Origin of the sequence: Edwardsiella sp. EA181011, assembly GCF_000800725.1 — a bacterium.
Classification (GTDB): Bacteria; Pseudomonadota; Gammaproteobacteria; order Enterobacterales; family Enterobacteriaceae; genus Edwardsiella; species Edwardsiella anguillarum.
Genome location: NZ_CP011364.1, coordinates 1,290,370 through 1,307,588 on the forward strand (window position 1 = coordinate 1,290,370; position 17,219 = coordinate 1,307,588).

At 61.2% G+C, this 17,219-nt stretch carries 11 protein-coding genes and 2 pseudogenes; 3 read left to right on the plus strand and 10 right to left on the minus strand.

Features of this window, described 5'->3' with window-relative positions; translation table 11 throughout:
- Positions 1-8: 8 nt before the first annotated feature.
- From QY76_RS05725 to QY76_RS05740, 4 genes are all read right to left on the minus strand, one after another.
- Positions 9-2,063: an autotransporter outer membrane beta-barrel domain-containing protein gene (locus QY76_RS05725; protein ID WP_045426744.1), complete on the minus strand. Its 2,055-nt coding sequence runs from the start codon at positions 2,061-2,063 to the stop codon at positions 9-11.
- Between the two features lie 36 nt (positions 2,064-2,099).
- On the minus strand, positions 2,100-2,984 hold the full coding sequence (locus tag QY76_RS05730) for an OmpG porin family protein (RefSeq protein ID WP_034164675.1): 885 nt from the start codon (positions 2,982-2,984) through the stop codon (positions 2,100-2,102).
- 147 nt (positions 2,985-3,131) lie between these two features.
- Positions 3,132-4,697, minus strand: coding sequence for a sulfatase (locus tag QY76_RS05735; RefSeq protein WP_034164673.1), 1,566 nt, complete (start codon positions 4,695-4,697; stop codon positions 3,132-3,134).
- Positions 4,698-5,151: 454 nt separating this feature from the next.
- On the minus strand, positions 5,152-6,087 hold the full coding sequence (locus QY76_RS05740) for a LysR family transcriptional regulator (protein ID WP_045426747.1): 936 nt from the start codon (positions 6,085-6,087) through the stop codon (positions 5,152-5,154).
- A 145-nt stretch (positions 6,088-6,232) separates the two neighbouring features.
- Between QY76_RS05740 and lysA the strand changes: the two are divergent.
- The 3 genes and pseudogenes from lysA to hycA all read left to right on the plus strand — a co-directional run bounded on the left by lysA (position 6,233) and on the right by hycA (position 10,807).
- Positions 6,233-7,491, plus strand: a pseudogene (gene lysA, locus QY76_RS05745) (diaminopimelate decarboxylase).
- Between the two features lie 418 nt (positions 7,492-7,909).
- Positions 7,910-10,036 carry a formate hydrogenlyase transcriptional activator FlhA gene (gene flhA, locus QY76_RS05750; RefSeq protein WP_081854107.1) on the plus strand — a complete coding sequence of 709 codons (2,127 nt, stop codon included), beginning with the start codon at positions 7,910-7,912 and terminating at the stop codon, positions 10,034-10,036.
- A gap of 300 nt (positions 10,037-10,336) precedes the next feature.
- On the plus strand, positions 10,337-10,807 hold the full coding sequence (gene hycA, locus QY76_RS05755) for a formate hydrogenlyase regulator HycA (protein WP_034164671.1): 471 nt from the start codon (positions 10,337-10,339) through the stop codon (positions 10,805-10,807).
- Positions 10,808-10,855: 48 nt separating this feature from the next.
- On the opposite strand, the gene hypE is transcribed toward hycA, so the two are convergent.
- The 6 genes and pseudogenes from hypE to hypF form a co-directional block, all read right to left on the minus strand.
- Entirely contained in the window at positions 10,856-11,884 is a 1,029-nt protein-coding gene (gene hypE, locus QY76_RS05760) for a hydrogenase expression/formation protein HypE (RefSeq protein WP_045426750.1), read from the minus strand.
- A gap of 2 nt (positions 11,885-11,886) precedes the next feature.
- The gene (hypD, locus tag QY76_RS05765; protein WP_034164669.1) at positions 11,887-13,005 is read right to left on the minus strand and encodes a hydrogenase formation protein HypD; all 1,119 of its coding nucleotides are present in this window, start codon (positions 13,003-13,005) and stop codon (positions 11,887-11,889) included.
- A 3-nt stretch (positions 13,006-13,008) separates the two neighbouring features.
- Entirely contained in the window at positions 13,009-13,302 is a 294-nt protein-coding gene (hybG, locus tag QY76_RS05770) for a hydrogenase maturation factor HybG (RefSeq protein ID WP_012849729.1), read from the minus strand.
- Entirely contained in the window at positions 13,302-14,408 is a 1,107-nt protein-coding gene (gene hypB / locus QY76_RS05775; protein ID WP_034164667.1) for a hydrogenase nickel incorporation protein HypB, read from the minus strand. The genes hybG and hypB overlap by 1 nt, the downstream gene beginning before the upstream one ends.
- 25 nt (positions 14,409-14,433) lie before the next feature.
- Positions 14,434-14,775 carry a hydrogenase maturation nickel metallochaperone HypA gene (gene hypA / locus QY76_RS05780; protein ID WP_034164742.1) on the minus strand — a complete coding sequence of 114 codons (342 nt, stop codon included), beginning with the start codon at positions 14,773-14,775 and terminating at the stop codon, positions 14,434-14,436.
- A 70-nt stretch (positions 14,776-14,845) separates the two neighbouring features.
- Positions 14,846-17,169: pseudogene (hypF, locus tag QY76_RS05785) on the minus strand (carbamoyltransferase HypF).
- Between the last annotated feature and the right edge of the window lie 50 nt (positions 17,170-17,219).

Sequence of the window (17,219 nt, forward strand, 5' to 3'; positions counted from 1 at the left end):
TGCGCCGATTAGAAACGATTGCCCAGGGTCAGGCCGATAACGCCTTCGCCGTAGCGGTCATCACGGTTATAGCCCAGACCGATCCCCAGGTTGAGCGATTCGCTGATATCCATGCGCGCGCTGGCATCGACGCGCAGCTGATTGCCGCCCACCCGGGCGCCAACGGTCTCAAAGGTCGAGCCGCCGTTGGTGATGGAGACCAGCGCATGCTGCTGGCGGATACGGCGGTCGCCGTCGAGATCGTGCAGATAGCTGACCTGCATCGATGGCGTCAGCGTGCCCCAGCCGGTGGCGTACTGCGCCCAGGCGCTCAGGCCGCCGCCCAGGTGGTTCAGGCTGTATTTCTGGCTGCTGCTGCTCAGGGAGAGGATGGAGCCGTTTTCACGCCAGGAGTCAAAGTTGAGCCACTGGTACTGGTAGGTGAGCATCGGGCGCAGGTGCAGGGCGCCCAGCTCCAGATTCAGGCCCGCGTTGAGCTGGTAGCCCGCCTGGATGCCGGTATAGTCACCGTTGGCCTGGGTTTCGCCCTGCCAGCCGCTGTCGCCGCCGATATGACGCTCGCTGTTGACGCGCAGATAGCCGATGTTGAGGTTACCGTCGGCGAATAGCATGCCGCTGCGCCAGCCGAGGTAGGGCATCAGCTCGACCGCATCGATGCGTTTGCTCTGGGTCACGCCGCGGCTATCGGCCTGGCTATGGCTATAGCCGAGGGCGAAGCCGAGCATGGCGCTATCGTCGATCTCCTGATCGGCGCCCAGGCTGATGCCGTAGCGGTTCATGCGAAAGCCGGTGGCGTAGTCATTGCCGCTCTGGGTGCCGTGGCCGTACAGGGTATTGACCCACAGGTTCCAGCCGCTGTCACGCTCCTGCAGCGGCAGTTGACCCAGGTAGCCGAGCTGGCGCTGGGCGATATTGTTCCGCATGTCGCCGACCAGCTGGTTGGCGGCGCGGATCTCACTGCCGTCGCCGTTGGGGGTCATCTGGTTGGCCAGCGTCGCGATGGCTTCGGCATTGCTGCCGGCGGAGACCAGCAGCGCCAGCGCCTGGTCAGAGGCGGCGCTGTGGGTACCGTTAAATTCGCTGAGTACGTTGGGGACGATAAAGGCGGTGGTGCGCAGCGCGTTGGCCGAGGCGCCGCCGTAGCTGACGCCGTAGTTGACGATCAGCTGATTGCCGCTGACGCCGCCGTTCATCTGCGGTGGAGAGGGCTCTATCCAGGAGTTGGTCTGGGTCAGCAGCGGGGAGATGTCGAACTTGGCGCCATCCGTGCCGGTGATAGTGACCTTGTCGGGGTTGGTGATGCCCCCGGTGGCCTCGATCAGGATGATATCTTTATTGATAATGTTCGAAATATTACTGCCGTTGTAGCCCATGCTGACGGTGCTGCCCTCCTTATGGAGAGAGAGCTTGTCGACCCGCAGTATGGCCTCATCCAGGTTGGTCCGGTCGTTGAGCTGAAAGAGCAGATTACTGCCTTTCTGGTTTACAAAGGTTCCGCCGAAGTGGATGGTGCTGTCTTGTCCGATTATGGTCAGCGTGCCCCAGTTTTCGATCGTATTAAACCCGCTGATATTGTTACCGTTGAAGATGGCGGTACTGTTGTTAAGGGCAAAGTTGATCTTGTTACCTTTTTCGGCGTTACCGTTGCCCAGGATATCGCCGATAATAGTGCTGCCGTCGACGATGTCTGCACGCATCGGACCGCTGGCTTGACGAAAGTCCATGGCGATGCCATTGCCACCTTGAACGGTCGCACCGCCTTTGACACTGAAGATACGCCCGGGAGTGAAACTCCCGTCGACCTGAATGGCGGTGCCCTGTTCACTGATAACGTTGGCGCCGTTGATATAGACATTGCCGGTGACCGTGGTGCCAGCTGCAACCAGTATCGCGGGGGTGTCCGGAGCATTGACGACAATATTTTTATTTAGCGTCGCGCCACTCCCGCCAATGATCATGGTATCGCAGATATCGCTGGCAGGATCGCAATCTGCCGCCCAGGCAGTATTGTAGAGTGCAGAGATAATGGCGGTATAAAGGAAAAGATGCTGGTATTTATTCACGTGATAACCTCGGCGTTGGCAAAATTTATTAATGAATTAGAAACTCGCGCGTACGGCGACCTTAAAGTAGTCGTACTCGGTTTTCTTATCGCTATCTTTGGTTTTGATTTTTTCGTGATAATACTCAGTCATGACACGCCACTGGTTATTAATTGGGTAAGCCAGTTGCAGTGTGTAGCGTGACATATCCTTCTTGATCACATCACCCAGAGCGTTGCGCTCGGTAATTTCGCTGAATACCGACTGACGGGTTGAGGGTGAAATGACTAAGCCGATGGGGGTGTTCCAGTTTAAATACACACGCACCTGCTGGTTACGCTGGAGTTCACGGGTTGCAAACTCATTTTGCTTATTGGCGTGTTTGCCACTTTGAAAATAGGCGACGGTGGTGTTGATATTCGGGGTGATAAAGTAGCGGATGCCTGGCTCTAGCTCCCAGGAGAGATAGTCGGTATTGGTGGTCAGTCCCTTTGCCAGGTTCTCCTTCTTCTCCATGCTGAACATGCCGCTGCCCGCCAGCGCCCAGCTGTTGGAGAGGTTATAGTAATAGGATGTCTTGGTGCTGTAGAAGTCAACGGTAATACGGTTACCGTTGTCATACGTGGTTGTGTCCTGACGCACCTTGAAGCTGGGCTGAACCCAACCATTATTGATCTTGTAACGATAGCCAGCCTGGAGATCCAGACGCTGATAGCGGCTGTTATTATCGGCTTCACGCTGACGTAGTCCGGCATCAAAATACCAATTGGATTTGGTTGGGTTAATATTGATATCTAAGCGGTAACCCGAGTAGTTCGCCGGCGTATCATAATCGGCGGTTTCCCAAGAAAATATAGTGTTAATATTGGCCGCCTGCGTGCTCAGGGAGGTCAGCGACAGCGCAATAAGCGATCCCAGAAGTAATTGATTGTGCTTGTTCATAGCATTCCTTACGATAATAACAACCGTGATGAATTAATGCTTTTGCTGGTATTGTTATGATTATTTTCGAACGCAAACCAAACACCGCCCTTACTGTCGACAGCGCCGACAGTAAGGATGCGGGGGAAATACGTACGATGGGTGGCGTTAGCTGGCTTTAGCGCACTCGGCCACTTTTTTGTTCAGTTTATTGGTGGTGGCGGTGGTAAATTCGACCGGGCGCCAGGAGTCACCGGTTTTTTCCAGCCATGGAATTAATTCTTCATCGGTGATTTTTTTAATCAGAGCGTCATTGCCAGAGGCAATATTCTTCATCTGATAGGGATCGTTAACATTATCGTACAGGGTATATTTCAGCGGCTGGCCATCTTGGCGATCGATAACCAGAGTGTGGCTGGCCGTGCGTACGCCGCGGCGGCCGAAGGAGGGCTCGCCGTAGGGGACAAACAGGTATAGCTGAGAGCTGGCCGTTTCGCCCTTGCCGTGGGTGATACGCGCTGCCAGGTTGCTGCCCTCGACCGTGCCGGGGATCCACTGCTCCAGCCCCATCAGACCGAGGATGGTCGGGTAGATGTCCGGCGCCGACATCAGCGCATCATCGCTGCCCGGGGCAATCTTGCCCGGCAGGCGGAACATCATCGGGATACGCATCGCCTCTTCATAGGGAACGTTCTTGGTCGGCTGACCGTTGGCGCCCAGGCAGCAGCCGTGATCGGAGAAGAACACCACCAGGGTGTTCTCCGCCAGCCCCTGCTTGTCCAGCTCGGCCAGAATACGGCCAAACTGTTCATCGACCCCGTTGACCATCGCCATATACTCCTTGAAGTACTGCGGGCCATAGCCCTCCTGGTAGTTGGCCTGCCAGTCGACGTTAGGGCGGGTGTTGAGATCGCGCGAGCTCTTGCCCGGGAAGCGGTCTAAGTATTTTTGTGGTACCTGATCGTAGGGGGAGTGCGGCGGGTTCATGGACACCACCAGCGCGAACGGCTTGTCGGCGGCGCGGAAGCTGCCTTTCTCATTGCGCAGGAATTTAATGGCCATGTCGGCTTCGTGTTCGGCGCTCCACTGATCGACATACATCGGCGATTCGCGCGGCGTATTATTGCCCCAGTACATCGGGCGCATATGCAGATCGTAGGTGCCGTAGGAGTACCAGAAGTCAAAGCCATGGCGACGATCCGGGGCGGTCCAGTCGTTCCAGTAGCGCCCTTCCATCGGGTTGTTGTAGCTCTCGATAAAGGGGGCCTGGGGAGCGTCCAGATGCCATTTGCCGATGTAGCCGGTGCTGTAGTCCAGCTTTTTCAGTACGTCTGACCAGCACTGGGCGTAGCGCGATAGCTCAATCCCGACCTTGCCGCCAAAGTCATGCGCGTTGCCGGTGATGCCGTTGCGGATCGGGTACTGCCCGGTCATCAGCATGCCGCGAAATGGCGTGCATAGCGGGTAGTTGGATACGGCCTGGCGCATCACGCGAGACTGCTTGGCGAAGGTGTTCAAATTCGGCGTCAGCGAGGGGTCCTGTCCCATAAACTGCAGCGCCTGGGCGCGGAATTCGTCGGGAAACACGATCAGCAGATTCGGCGCATCCGCCGGTCTGGCCTGGGCGCCTTTTCCCTGCTCCTGCCCCAGCGTGGCGGCGAGGGCGGCCGGCGCAGAGATGGCTGCACCTCCGGCGGCCAATCCTTTCAGAAAGCTCCTGCGAGTAACGGACATCAAACCCCCCTTCTTTATTTTTGCGTTTTCTTTCGTTTGGTTTTTACACATCTTATTTATACTTTTTGTGCAGCTCAAATCATAAATTAACGAAAGTTATGGAAATAAAAGCAAGATCACACTAAATGCACCACAGCGTGACGAAGGGGGGGATGAGGGATAAAAAAACTGTGAGGTACTTAACAGGTATTACCGCATAGCATACGGTTTTTAAAGGCGTTAATGTGCGAGCGCTGGACGGAAATCGCGAAGGTTAAGGGGGGATTTTCGTGGTGAGCCGCCGCGGTGCCGGGGGGGATTGTCGCGCGCCGAAAATAGCACCGCATGCAATCGAAAGCGTCGTGATTAATAGATAAATAACTATAAATCATGTTATTGCATATGTTTTGTTTTATAAAAATCAAAACGAAAGCTTTTTCCGAGGTGATATTGTGCAATAAATGATCTTTCGCTTTCAATTTTTTTCGTTATTGGCGTGGGGCGCCCGCAGCAGCCCGGCGACGGCCGTGATCTCCTCCTGCAGCGAGGCGATAAAGGTCTCTACGGCGGCGGAGCCGGGGCGGTGGCGGGGGCGGATCAGGCTGACGGTAAAGGGGACGGCTACGCTGAAGGGACGCCACGCCAGCCCGCGGCCGGCGAAGTCCAGCGCGGTCAGCGGATTGACGATGGAGAGCCCGATGCCCTGACGCACTAGGGCGCAGACGGCGGCGGCGCTGTGGGTTTCTGCCACCATCCGGCGTGCGACCCCGGCCCGTTGAAACAGGGCATCCAAGGTATGGCGATAGCTATCGCCGGCCGACAGGCTGATATAGGGCTGCGCCGCAAAGTGCGCCGGGGTCAGGATGGCGTGGCGCAGCAGCGGGTGGTCGTCCGGCAGTACGCAGACCTCATTCAGCGTCGCCAGGGCGTGGCGCTCGCAGCCCGGCGGCGTGCTGCACTCTTCCGTCAGCCCCAGATCGTAGCGCTGGGCCGACAGCCACTCCTCCAGCAGGGGGGACTCCTGTGGGGTAATGGTAAGGCTGACCTCCGGATAGGGGGCGAGAAAGCGGCGGCAGACCTGCGGCAGCAGGGACTGGGAAAATGCCGGCAGACAGACGATATCCAGCGTGGCCCGGCGAAACTGGCGGATCTGGCTGGCGGCATCCTCGATACGCTCAAGGCCATAGTAGGCGCGCTTCACCTCTTCAAACAGCTGCAGCCCCTGGGCGGTTGGCCGCAGACGACCGCGCACCCGCTCGAACAGCTTTAGCGCCAGCAGCTGCTCAAAGCGGGCCAGTTCGCGGCTGACGGTCGGCTGAGAGGTGTGCAGCTGCGCGGCGGCCTCGGTGAGGTTGCCGCTGGTCATCACGGCATGAAAGATGGCGACCTGACGCAGGGAAATGCGGTGCATGGCGGGCTCCGGCGGCGCGTGGCTGTACAGGAAACGGGCTGATTCTATATCATAAATGAATAGACTCGTGACAAATAGATATTTTTTATTCGCTCTGCGCGCTGTTACATAAAGGGGAATGCTGATTTTTCCGGAGTCTTTTGCCATGCCCTATCCTCTGAATCAGGCCGGTTATGCCCTGAATGACACGCTGCTCTCCTCTCTGCCGGGCCGCTTTGGTACGCCGTTGTGGGTTTATGACGCTGCGCTGATCGAACGCCAGATTTCCTCCCTGCGCGCCTTCGACACCATTCGCTTCGCGCAGAAAGCCTGCTCTAACCTGCATATTCTGCGCCTGATGCGTCAGGCCGGTGTGAAGGTGGATGCGGTATCGCTGGGGGAGATTGAGCGGGCGCTGGTGGCGGGGTTTCGCCCGGGCGGCGACGATGAGGAGATCGTTTTTACCGCCGACGTGATCGATGAGGCGACGCTGGATCGGATCTGCGCGCTGGGGATCACGGTTAACGCGGGATCCTGCGACATGCTGCGTCAGCTGGGCCGTCGGGCATCCGGGCATCCGGTCTGGCTGCGCATTAATCCAGGCTTTGGCCATGGCCACAGCCAGAAGACTAATACCGGCGGAGAAAACAGCAAGCACGGCATCTGGCATCAGGATTTGGCACAGGCGCTGGCCCTGATCGATACCTATGGCCTGCGTCTGGTCGGCCTGCATATGCACATTGGCTCCGGCGTGGATTACGACCACCTGGCTCGGGTCTGCGATACGCTGGCCAACCAGGCGATTGCGCTGGGGCGTGATATCCGGGCGATTTCCGCCGGCGGGGGGCTCAGCATCCCCTACCGCGACGGCGACGCCGCGGTGGATGTCAGGCACTACTATGGGCTGTGGGATGCCGCGCGGCGGCGTATCGCCGCACATCTGGGGCATCCGGTGGGTCTGGAGATTGAGCCGGGACGCTATCTGGTGGCGCAGTCCGGCGTGCTGCTGGCGCAGGTGCGGGCGGTGAAGTCGATGGGACAGCGCCACTTTGTCCTGGCAGACGCCGGGTTTAACGATCTGATGCGTCCGGCGATGTACGGTAGCCATCACCATATCTCACTGCTGCCACAGGACGGGCGCGACGTCGCGACGCCGTGTATCGAAACGGTGGTGGGGGGCCGCTGTGCGAGTCGGGCGATGTGTTTACCCAGCGCGAGGGGGGAAAGGTGACCTCGTGCGCGCTGCCGGCGGCGCAGGTGGGAGACTGGCTGGTGTTTCACGATACCGGCGCCTACGGCGCCTCGATGTCTTCCAACTATAATAGTCGTCCGCTGCTGCCGGAGGTGCTGGTGGAGGGGGATAGGGTCCGGCTGATCCGTCGTCGTCAGCGAATGGATGAGCTATTGGCGCTGGAGCAGGTATAATGATTTCAGGCGTTGTTCTGCGCTATTGCTCTCAAATTAAACATATTAAATTGTTGCCTTATGTTTCATAGGCCAACAATAACGTTATTTAACTAATTAGATCATATTTCCCCCAGAGCGGATCGCCTACACTCAGCGGCCTGATTTCTTACTGCGAGATTGGGTTGGGGCGTTTCCCGTAGCGGGGCGGCAGCGGCGATCATATTGGCCCGGAGCAAGGCGCGAGCGGCAAGATGCGTCACCCCCGATACGCCGTGAGTCACGCAGCGCCGGGCCTCAGGCCCCGCTGCGTGACGCGCGCCAGAAATGGGAGCGCCGCACCGTCGGATCGGTGTCACAGGGCCTTTGCGTCCCGCCCCCCCATTTCTGGCTCAGCGTCGACGCCACGCACCGTTACAGCCATGGGATACAGTCGAGTATGAATAGCACGAAAACCTGTTCGTTATCGCGCCTGGAGCCGATCTGGCAGGATTTGTTGCATCAGGCGACGCAGAGTCTGCTGGCTCAGCGTTCGCTTCTCGAGCTGATGCGTGCCCTGCATCAGCTCTCCTTCTCCGCGATCCGCTTCGATCGCGTCAATATCCTGCGCTTGGATCCGCTGCATAACCGCATCACCCTGTATCGCTACGATCCGCAGCAGGATCGAGTGATTCAGGACGGCGATGTCCTGCTGGCCGATGGCCCAGGCGGGCGGGTCTGGACCGAACAGCGTCCGGTCTGCTGCTCGGGCGCCGATTTCTGCACTGACTTCGCCGCCGTCGCCACGCTGCCGCACTATGCCGGGATTACGGCCTATTGCCAGCTGCCGCTGACCACGGATCGGCAGCGTCTGGGCGGTATCGAATTCATTAAGTATCGAGCCGATGCCTTCAGTGAGGGAGAGCTGGCGCTGGCGGCGCCGCTGGCTGAGATCGTGGCGCAGATCTTTGAGCGTCTGCTGGAGCGGGAGCAGTTTCAGCAGCAGGAGGAGCTGCTGCGCCGGGAGCGCGACCACTTCCGTATTTTGGTGGACGTGACCAACGCGGTGACCTCCAAGCTGGAGATGGATGCGCTGGCGGCCGAGGTTTCCAAGGAGATCCACCGCTTCTTCGGCATCGACTACATCGGGCTGTCGCTGATCGAGCAGGGCGACGAGCGCCTTAAGTCCTATATCACCGGCTATCAGAACGGTAAGGCGGTGCTGCGTGAGCAAAAGCTGCTGCCGCTGGCCGGCTCGCTGGCCCAGCGGGTGATCCAGGATAAGACCCTGTTGTTGATGGATCTCTCCGACTCCGCCCGCCTAGCGCCGCAGGATCGTCAGCTGGCGCAGATGCTGAGCTTTGGCAACCGTACCGTCTGCCAGCTGCCGCTGATCTTTGGCAATAAGGTGCTGGGGGTGCTGAAGCTGGCCCAGTGTCAGGCGGGGGTCTTTAATCAGCGTAACCTGAAGCTGCTGCGTCAGATCGCCGCCCGCATCGCCATTGCCGTCGATAATGCGCTGGCCTACGGCGAGATTTCACGCCTGAAGGACAGCCTGGTGCATGAGAACCGCTATCTGACGGAGTGCATCCGCCAGGAGGGCGATTTTGGCGAGATTGTCGGCCAGAGCGAGGCGATGCGCAGCGTGCTGGAGCAGGTAGAGATGGTGGCGGCCAGCGACTGCAGCGTGCTGATCCTGGGGGAGACCGGCACCGGTAAGGAGCTGATCGCGCAGGCGATCCATAACCTCAGCCTGCGTAATCAGAAGCGGATGGTCAAGATGAACTGCGCCGCCATTCCCAGCGGCCTTCTGGAGAGCGATCTGTTCGGCCACGAGAAGGGGGCCTTTACCGGCGCCAGCGCCCTGCGCATGGGGCGCTTTGAACTGGCCAACCACGGCACGCTGTTTCTGGACGAGGTCGGGGATATTCCGCTGGAGCTGCAGCCCAAGCTGCTGCGGGTGCTGCAGGAGCGCGAGATCGAGCGTCTGGGCGGCAGCCGGGTGATCCCGGTGGACGTGCGACTGATCGCCGCCACCAACCGCGATCTGAAGCAGATGGTGCAGGATCGCCAGTACCGCAGCGATCTCTACTACCGGCTCAACGTTTTTCCTATCGTGATTCCACCGCTGCGGGAGCGCCCCGAGGATATCCCGCTGCTGGTTAAGTTCTTCACGCGCAAGATAGCCAAGCGGATGAACCGCACTATCGACAGCATTCCAACGGAGACCATCCGCGTGCTGAGCCAGCTGCCCTGGCCGGGCAACGTGCGTGAGCTGGAGAATATTATCGAGCGGGCGGTGATCCTGAGCCGTGGCCCGGTGCTGAATCTGCCGCTGGATGAGCTGCAGTATCATCTTTCTCCGCCGCTGGCCAGCCGCAGTATGCCGGGTCAGGCGCCGATGGCACTCGCGTCGCCGGCGCCGGGGGAGCAGAGCGAGCGAGAGCGCATCCTGCAGGTGCTGCGCGAATGCAACGGTATCGTCGCCGGGCCGCGCGGTGCGGCGGTTCGCCTGGGGCTGAAGCGTACGACGCTGATTTCGCGCATGCAGCGCCTGGGGATCTCGGCCCACGACGCCACCCCGTAGCGTCAGGCGTCGCCAGTGGTGTCACGGCGGCATCGACATTAGTGTCGATGCCGCCGTCGTTTTGGGGGGACCGCACGCCGCGCGGCATTCCCTCTGGCGATAAACGCATCATCTGCGCTGAAATACGTTATTTAAGTTACTAATTTCCTGTAAAACATCATACAAATAATTAATAATTAAAACTGGCACGTATCCTGCTTATTTTGGTGACCGACGGGCGGTGATATAGACTGCGCGCCGGCCGCACGGCGCATCACATCGCGATGCGCGCAATCTCTGGAGTATGGTGGAGTAATTACTATGAAGGTCAGCGAACTAACTGAGAAGTCGCTATTTATCCATAATAAGAATGAGAAGCTGATGGCGCAGTGGGCGACCTATAAAAGCAGCCTGATCAAGGCGACCACCTCTTCCCGGCTGAAGATTTTCCATGAGTTCAGCTGCGGTGACGGCGACAGCGTCAACTTTACCGTGTTTGACCACTTTATGGTGGAGATCCGTCTGGCCGGGGAGTTTTACAGCAAGACCATTCAGTACGGCCTGCGGCTGAGCGGCGGCGATGAGGATCGCTTTGTCGAGCTGGGACGGGCGACCTTTGACGACGAGGGGGTCCTGGATGGCCGGGTTAGCAACCGCGACCGCGATGGCGTGCTGGAGCACTACCTGGAAAAAATTCAGTCGCTGTATGACACCCTGTATCATGCCATGCAGGACAGCCGTCCGCTGCATGAGGTGCTGTTTGCCCGCTGGGGCGGCAACGTTCCCGCCTGATATTCAGGGGGAAAACACCGGGCGGAGATGCCCGGTGTTGAGCCGCTATCAGCAGATGCGCGGCAGCGGTTCGCTGTGCGGCAGGTCGAGCAGACGCGCCGCGCCGAACAGGCCGACCAGACGCACCTGACGCCGATCGGTGGCGACGCCGATGGTGGCGGCATCTGCCCCCAGCGGGTGGGCATGCAGGCAATCCAGCACTGCCTGCTCCGCCTCGGGCGCGACGGCCAGCACCAGCTTGCCCTCGTTGGCGAAGTTGAGCGGCTCCAGCCCCAGCAGCTCGCAGATCCCGCGCACCGCGTCTTTTACCGGCAGCGACTTCTCGTCGACATCCATGCCGCAGCCGCTGGCCTGGGCAAACTCATGCAGAATGGCGGTAACGCCGCCGCGGGTGGCATCGCGCAGGGCGCGTACGCCTGGGATGTTGCGTAGCGGCGCGATCAGCGGCGCCAGCACGGCGCAGTCGCTGCTCAGCTCGGCCTCCAGCCCCAGCTTTTCCCGCAGATTGAGGATGGTGGCGCCGTGATCGCCCAGGGTGCCGCTGACGATCAGACGATCGCCCGGCTGGATCTCGGCGGCCGCCCAGCGGATGTCCGCCGGAATAGCGCCGATGCCGGCGGTATTGATAAAGATCTTATCCGCCGCGCCGCGCTGCACCACCTTGGTATCGCCGGTGACGATCTGGATCCCGGCGTCGCGTGCCGTCTGGGCCATGCTCTGTACCACCTGCTCCAGATCGCGCAGCGGCAGCCCTTCTTCCAGGATGAAGCCGCAGGAGAGAAACTTGGGATAGGCGCCGCTGACCGCCAGATCGTTGGCCGTGCCGCAGACCGCCAGCTTACCGATGTTACCGCCGGGGAAGAAGATAGGATCGATCACGTAGCTGTCGGTAGTGAAGGCCAGCCGATCGCCCAGCTGGTTGAAGCCGCACAGTGGCAGACGCGCCTGATCTTCACGGGCGTTGAGCGCCGGATTGTCAAACAGCGGTAAAAACAGGGTATCGAGCAGCTGTTGCATCGCCAGGCCGCCGCTACCGTGCGCCATGGTAATCACATCGTCCTCAGACCATTTGCTCATGCTTATTGCTCCATTCCTCGACGGTACTGGTAGAACGCCGCGCAGGCCCCTTCCGAAGAGACCATCAGCGCGCCAAAGGCATTCTGGGGGTTACAGCGGGTGCCGAACAGCGGGCACTCCGCCGGTTTGCAGCGTCCGGTCAGCACATCGCCGCAGCGGGCGAGTGGATCGTCGGCCACGCACTGGCGCCGGGGGTGAAAACGCTGCTCGGCGTCAAACTCGGCGTAGGCCGGGCTCAGGGCCACCCCGGAGTGTGCGATTTCGCCGAGACCGCGCCATTCGCTGCTGTCGCGGGTGACAAACACCTCATCCAGCGCCCGCTGCGCCAGGGCGTTACCGCTGTCTGGGACGATACGGCGGTACTGGTTTTCCACCTCGCAGCGCCCATCGCACACCTGGGCCAGCAGCATGTCCAGAGACTGCAGGATATCCAGCGGCTCAAAGCCGGTGATCACCAGCGGCTTGTGAAACTCATCGCAGATAAAGGCATAGGGGTGGGCGCCGATCACCATGCTGACGTGCCCCGGTGCGATAAAGCCATCTATGCGCACGTCGGGCTGCTGCAGCAGGCTGCGCAGCGTCGGGGTAATGGTGATGTGCTGGCAGAAGACGCTGAAGTTTTTCACATTCTGGGCGCGCGCCTGCTGCAGGGTGACGGCGGTGCTGGGCATGGTGGTCTCAAAGCCAAGGCCGAAGAAGACCACCTCGCGATCCGGCATCTGCTGCGCCAGATTCAGCGCATCGAGGGGGGAGTAAACGATGCGTACGTCCGCCCCCTGACGCTTGGCGTCGAGCAGGGAACCGCTGCGGCCCGGCACGCGCATGGCGTCGCCAAAGGTGCAGAACACCACGCCGGGGCGGCGGGCGATCTCCACGCACTGGTCGATACGTCCCATCGGCAGTACGCAGACCGGACAGCCCGGGCCGTGTACGAACTCGATCTCCTTGGGCAGCAGCTGATCGAGGCCAAACTTGAAGATGGCATGGGTATGCCCCCCGCACACCTCCATGATCTGCAGCGGCAGGCGGCAGGTGGCCGGCAGCTGGCTGACGCGCTGGCGGATCTTCGTCAGCAGCGCCTCCGCCAGCTGGGGATCGCGGAATTCATCAACAAACTGCATTTATCACTCTCCGCTGCGCGCCGCGCCGGCGCCGACGCGCATAAAGTGCGCCACGTCGGCCTCTACCGCTTCCATGGACTTCAGCGCCTCCAGCGTATCCTGCGCCTCCTGCTCGTCCAGCACGCTCATGGCGAAGCCGACGTGCACCAGCACCCACTGACCCAGCAGATCGCGGGTGTCGCCTTCGCACACCAGCGCGATGTTGACGTCACGCTTCACGCCGCAGACGTCGACCTGCGCCAGCTGGTGGATATCGTCGCCGACGGCGACCACTTTTCCCGGAATTCCCAGACACATTATTGATTTTCTCCCAGCGTGGTTTCCAGCCAGGCCAGCCAGGCGTCCATTCCCTCTCCGCTGGTGGCGGACAGCTGGATCACCTGGATCTGCGGGTTGATGCGTCGCGCGTTGGCAATGCAGGCGTCGACGTCGAACTGCAGGTAGGGCAGCAGATCGATCTTATTGATGATCATCAGGCTGGAGGCTGCAAACATATGTGGATATTTCAGCGGCTTGTCTTCACCCTCGGTGACAGACAGCACCGCGACTTTATGGCGTTCGCCCAGATCGAAGCTGGCCGGGCAGACCAGATTGCCGACGTTTTCAATGAACAGCAGGCTGTGGTCCGGCAGCGCCAGGCGGTGCATGGCGTCATGTACCATCTGAGCATCCAGGTGGCAGCCTTTGCCGGTGTTGACCTGAATCGCGCTGACGCCGGTGGCGCGAATGCGTTCGGCGTCGTTGGTGGTCTGCTGATCGCCTTCGATCACCGCGCACGGGAAGCGACTGGCGATGCGCTTCAGGGTTTCAGTCAGCAGGGTGGTTTTACCGGAGCCAGGGCTGGAGACCAGATTCAGCGCAGCAATATGCTGGCGGGTGAAGTGTTCGCGATTATGCTCGGCCAGCGCGTTGTTTTTGCTCAGTACGTCCTGCTCTATCTGCACCATGCGGCGCTGGCTGATGCCCGGCGCGTGGGCGCCCGCCTCACCGTGGCCATAGTCCAGATCGTCGTGATGCTGATGGGGCGCGAACGCCGTCTCTTCGGCATGGCTATGGGCATGAGAGTGGGCATGGCTATGCTCGTGCTCGTGCGCATGGTCATGATGGTGGTTATGCTCATGACTGTGGGCATGCTCAGGGTGGCCATCGTGGCTATGGGCATGCTGCTGTGCCTGTTCAGGCGTCGCGAAGACATAGTGATAGTGGTGGTGCACATCGCCATTATGGTGGTAGTGATGATGCACATTCACGACGCGTGCGGCGTCCTGGCTCTCATGGCGATGGCCATGATGGTGGTGACCGTGGTGATGCGCATGACCGTCGCTGTCGTGACGGTGGGCGTGATGGTGTTCGTCGCCTTCAATATGCAGTTCGCCGGCTGCACAGCCGCAGGTGGTACACATATAGGGGATCTCCTGAGCGTTAGGGTTACTCAATCTCAATCTGTTTGATTTGCATGCTGTCACCGCCGTCGACGCGCAGATTGTGGCTCTGGCAGTGCGGGCAGCCCGCATCGTGGCTGGTTACCGTGATCGGGCGGCTGCAGCTCCAGCACCAGGCCTGGGCCGGAACGGTGTTGATCCGCAGCGCGCAGCCTTCGGCCAAGGTGCCGCGACAGACGATGTCAAAACAGAAGGTTAATGCGCTCTCTTCAATACAGGAGAGGGCGCCAATGTCCAGCCAGACCGACGTGACACGCTTGGCGCCGCTGTCGCGCGCCTGGCGTTCAATGATGTCAAATGCGCTTTGGCAAAGGGATAATTCATGCATGGTCATTTTTCTTTCGTTGTGCCGGGCTTATCCTCGGGGAAAGCGGACGGCTGAACCTTGATTACCGTCATCAGTTCACCGATTCCTCGGCGCTGCATGACGCCTGCGCGGGATCTATCGCATCTTTTAGGCAGTGAGCGGCGATGATGGCCTGACCGAGAGCCAACGCGCCGTCTCCGGCGGGCAGGCGCAGGGGCAGCAGCAGACGGTAGTCCGCCAGGCGCGCCAGCAACAGCTGACGCAGCAGTCGATTGTGCAGTACCCCGCCGGACAATACCAGCGTTTGGCACCCTTCGCGTTCGGCGTGGTAGCGCAGCAGCGCCGCCAGACCGTCGGCGAGCGCCCGGTGAAAGGCCAGCGCGCGCAGGGGCACCGGCGCCTGCCAGCCGAGCCAGTTGCGCCAGAAATCGCCCATTGCCAGCTCGCCCTGCGCGTCGAGGCTCAGGGTTACCGGCGTCTCCTGGGGCCAGGCTAGCCAGGCCTGCGCCTCTAAGCGGCAGGCCGCCTCACCCTCAAAGCTTATCTGCTCGTGACAGAGATCCAGCGCCGCCGCCGCCGCGTCAAACAGGCGCCCGCAGGAGGAGGCGCGCGGACAGTTCAGGTCGCGATCGATGGCCCGGGCCAGCAGCGGCCAGTTTTTTGCCTGTATCCGCTGAGTTTCCGGGTAACGCGGCCACTCAGGGACAAAGCGCAGCAGCTGGGCTAGCAGATTACGCCAGGGCTGACGGGCGGCCAGATCGCCGCCGGGCAGCGCCACCGCCGGCAGACCGCCCAGGCGGGTGTACCCCCGGTAGTCGACCCGCAGGCATTCGCCGCCCCAGAGCTCCCCCGACTCACCGTAGCCGATGCCGTCCAGCGCCAGACCGATCAGCGGGGTCTCCTGCGGCGTAATCCCGTGCTCGGCCATGCAGGCCGCCAGGTGCGCATGGTGATGCTGCACCGCGATCAGCGGCAGTCCGCGCGCGTCGGCCTGCTGCTGCGCCAGCCTGTGGCTGTGGTAGCCGGGGTGGCGATCGCAGGCGATGGCGCGCGGGCTGAATTGGTACGTTTGCAGTAGTAGCTGCCAGGTCTGCAGGAACTGCTGTTGAATGCGCGCCTCGCCCAGATCGCCCAGATGCTGGCTGAGCAGGGCGCGTCCGCGCTGCAGCAGGCAGAAGGTGTTTTTCAGATCGCCGCCGACGGCGGCGATGTCTGGGAGCGTGCTAAAGGGCGCGGGCAGCGCGATGGTGTCCGGCACATAGCCGCGCGCCCGGCGCAGCATCTCGCTCCCCTCCGGCGCGTAGCGCACTAGCGAGTCGTCGGCGCGCTGGACGATATCGCGGTTGTGCAGCAGCCACAGATCGGCGATCCCCGCCAGATCGCTCAGCGCCTGGGCGTTATCCAGCGCCGGCGGCTGGCCGCTGGCGTTACCGGAGGTCATCACCAGCGGCCGTCCGATACGCGCCATCAGCAGGTGGTGCAGCGGCGTGCCCGGTAGCATCACGCCGACTTCGTCCAGGCCGGGGGCGACCCCGGTCGGTACCGCGTCGGAGGCGGGGATCAGGACGATGGGCGCCGCCGGGCTGCTCAGCAGGGCCAGCAGCCCGGCGTCCGGCACGGTGCGGCAGTAGCGCGCCAGCCAGCTTAGGTCGGGCAGCATCAGGGCCAGCGGCTTGCCGGGGCGCCGCTTGCGTTCGCGCAGGCGGGCGATGGCGGCGTCGTTTTCGGCGTCACAGGCCAGATGAAATCCCCCAGCCCTTTGACGGCGACGATATGTCCGGCATTCAGCGCCCGGGTGACGGCCTGCCAGGCCGCCTCGCCTTCGCGCCGGTCGGCGCCGTCGGCGCCGCAGCTCCACATCGTCGGGCCGCAGAGGGCGCAGGCGGTCGGCTGGGCATGAAAGCGCCGGTCGGCGGGATCGCGGTACTCGCGGGCGCAGGCCGGGCACAGCGGAAAGTCGGCCATGGCGGTAAAGGGGCGATCGTAGGGCATACGGCGGATGATGGTAAAACGCGGGCCGCAGTGGGTACAGTTGATGAACGGGTAGCCGTAGCGGCGGTTGGCCGGGTCGCGCATCTCAGCCAGGCAGCGCGGGCAGGTGGCGGCGTCGGGCACGATCTGGGTATCCATGGCACCCTGGCGGCTGTCGACGATCCGGAAGCCGTCCGCGGGCGTCTCTGCCCAGGGGTGCCGTTCGATGGTATCGATACGCGCCAGCGGCGGACAGTCTGCGTACAGTCGCTGAATCAGCGTGTCCAGATCTGCCGGCAGACGGACCACCAGCCAGACGCCGCCGGCGTCGTTGCTGACCTCGCCGTGTAGCCCCAGCGCCTGGGCTATCTGCCAGACATAGGGGCGAAAGCCGACGCCCTGAACCTTTCCTTTTATCCGTAATGCGATGGCGTTGTGTTCCAAAAAATAACTCCGTGCCAGCGCGCTGCGGGGCTGGCTTTGATACCTGGGTT

Bases quoted from the DNA above. Each gene is read 5' to 3' on its own strand.
- QY76_RS05730 (WP_034164675.1), bottom strand. From the start codon at position 2,984: ATGAACAAGCACAATCAATTACTTCTGGGATCGCTTATTGCGCTGTCG.
- hypD (WP_034164669.1), bottom strand. From the start codon at position 13,005: ATGCAGTTTGTTGATGAATTCCGCGATCCCCAGCTGGCGGAGGCGCTG.
- hypA (WP_034164742.1), bottom strand. From the start codon at position 14,775: ATGCATGAATTATCCCTTTGCCAAAGCGCATTTGACATCATTGAACGC.
- flhA (WP_081854107.1), top strand. From the start codon at position 7,910: ATGAATAGCACGAAAACCTGTTCGTTATCGCGCCTGGAGCCGATCTGG.
- hycA (WP_034164671.1), top strand. From the start codon at position 10,337: ATGAAGGTCAGCGAACTAACTGAGAAGTCGCTATTTATCCATAATAAG.
- hypB (WP_034164667.1), bottom strand. From the start codon at position 14,408: ATGTGTACCACCTGCGGCTGTGCAGCCGGCGAACTGCATATTGAAGGC.
- QY76_RS05735 (WP_034164673.1), bottom strand. From the start codon at position 4,697: ATGTCCGTTACTCGCAGGAGCTTTCTGAAAGGATTGGCCGCCGGAGGT.
- hypE (WP_045426750.1), bottom strand. From the start codon at position 11,884: ATGAGCAAATGGTCTGAGGACGATGTGATTACCATGGCGCACGGTAGC.
- QY76_RS05740 (WP_045426747.1), bottom strand. From the start codon at position 6,087: ATGCACCGCATTTCCCTGCGTCAGGTCGCCATCTTTCATGCCGTGATG.
- hybG (WP_012849729.1), bottom strand. From the start codon at position 13,302: ATGTGTCTGGGAATTCCGGGAAAAGTGGTCGCCGTCGGCGACGATATC.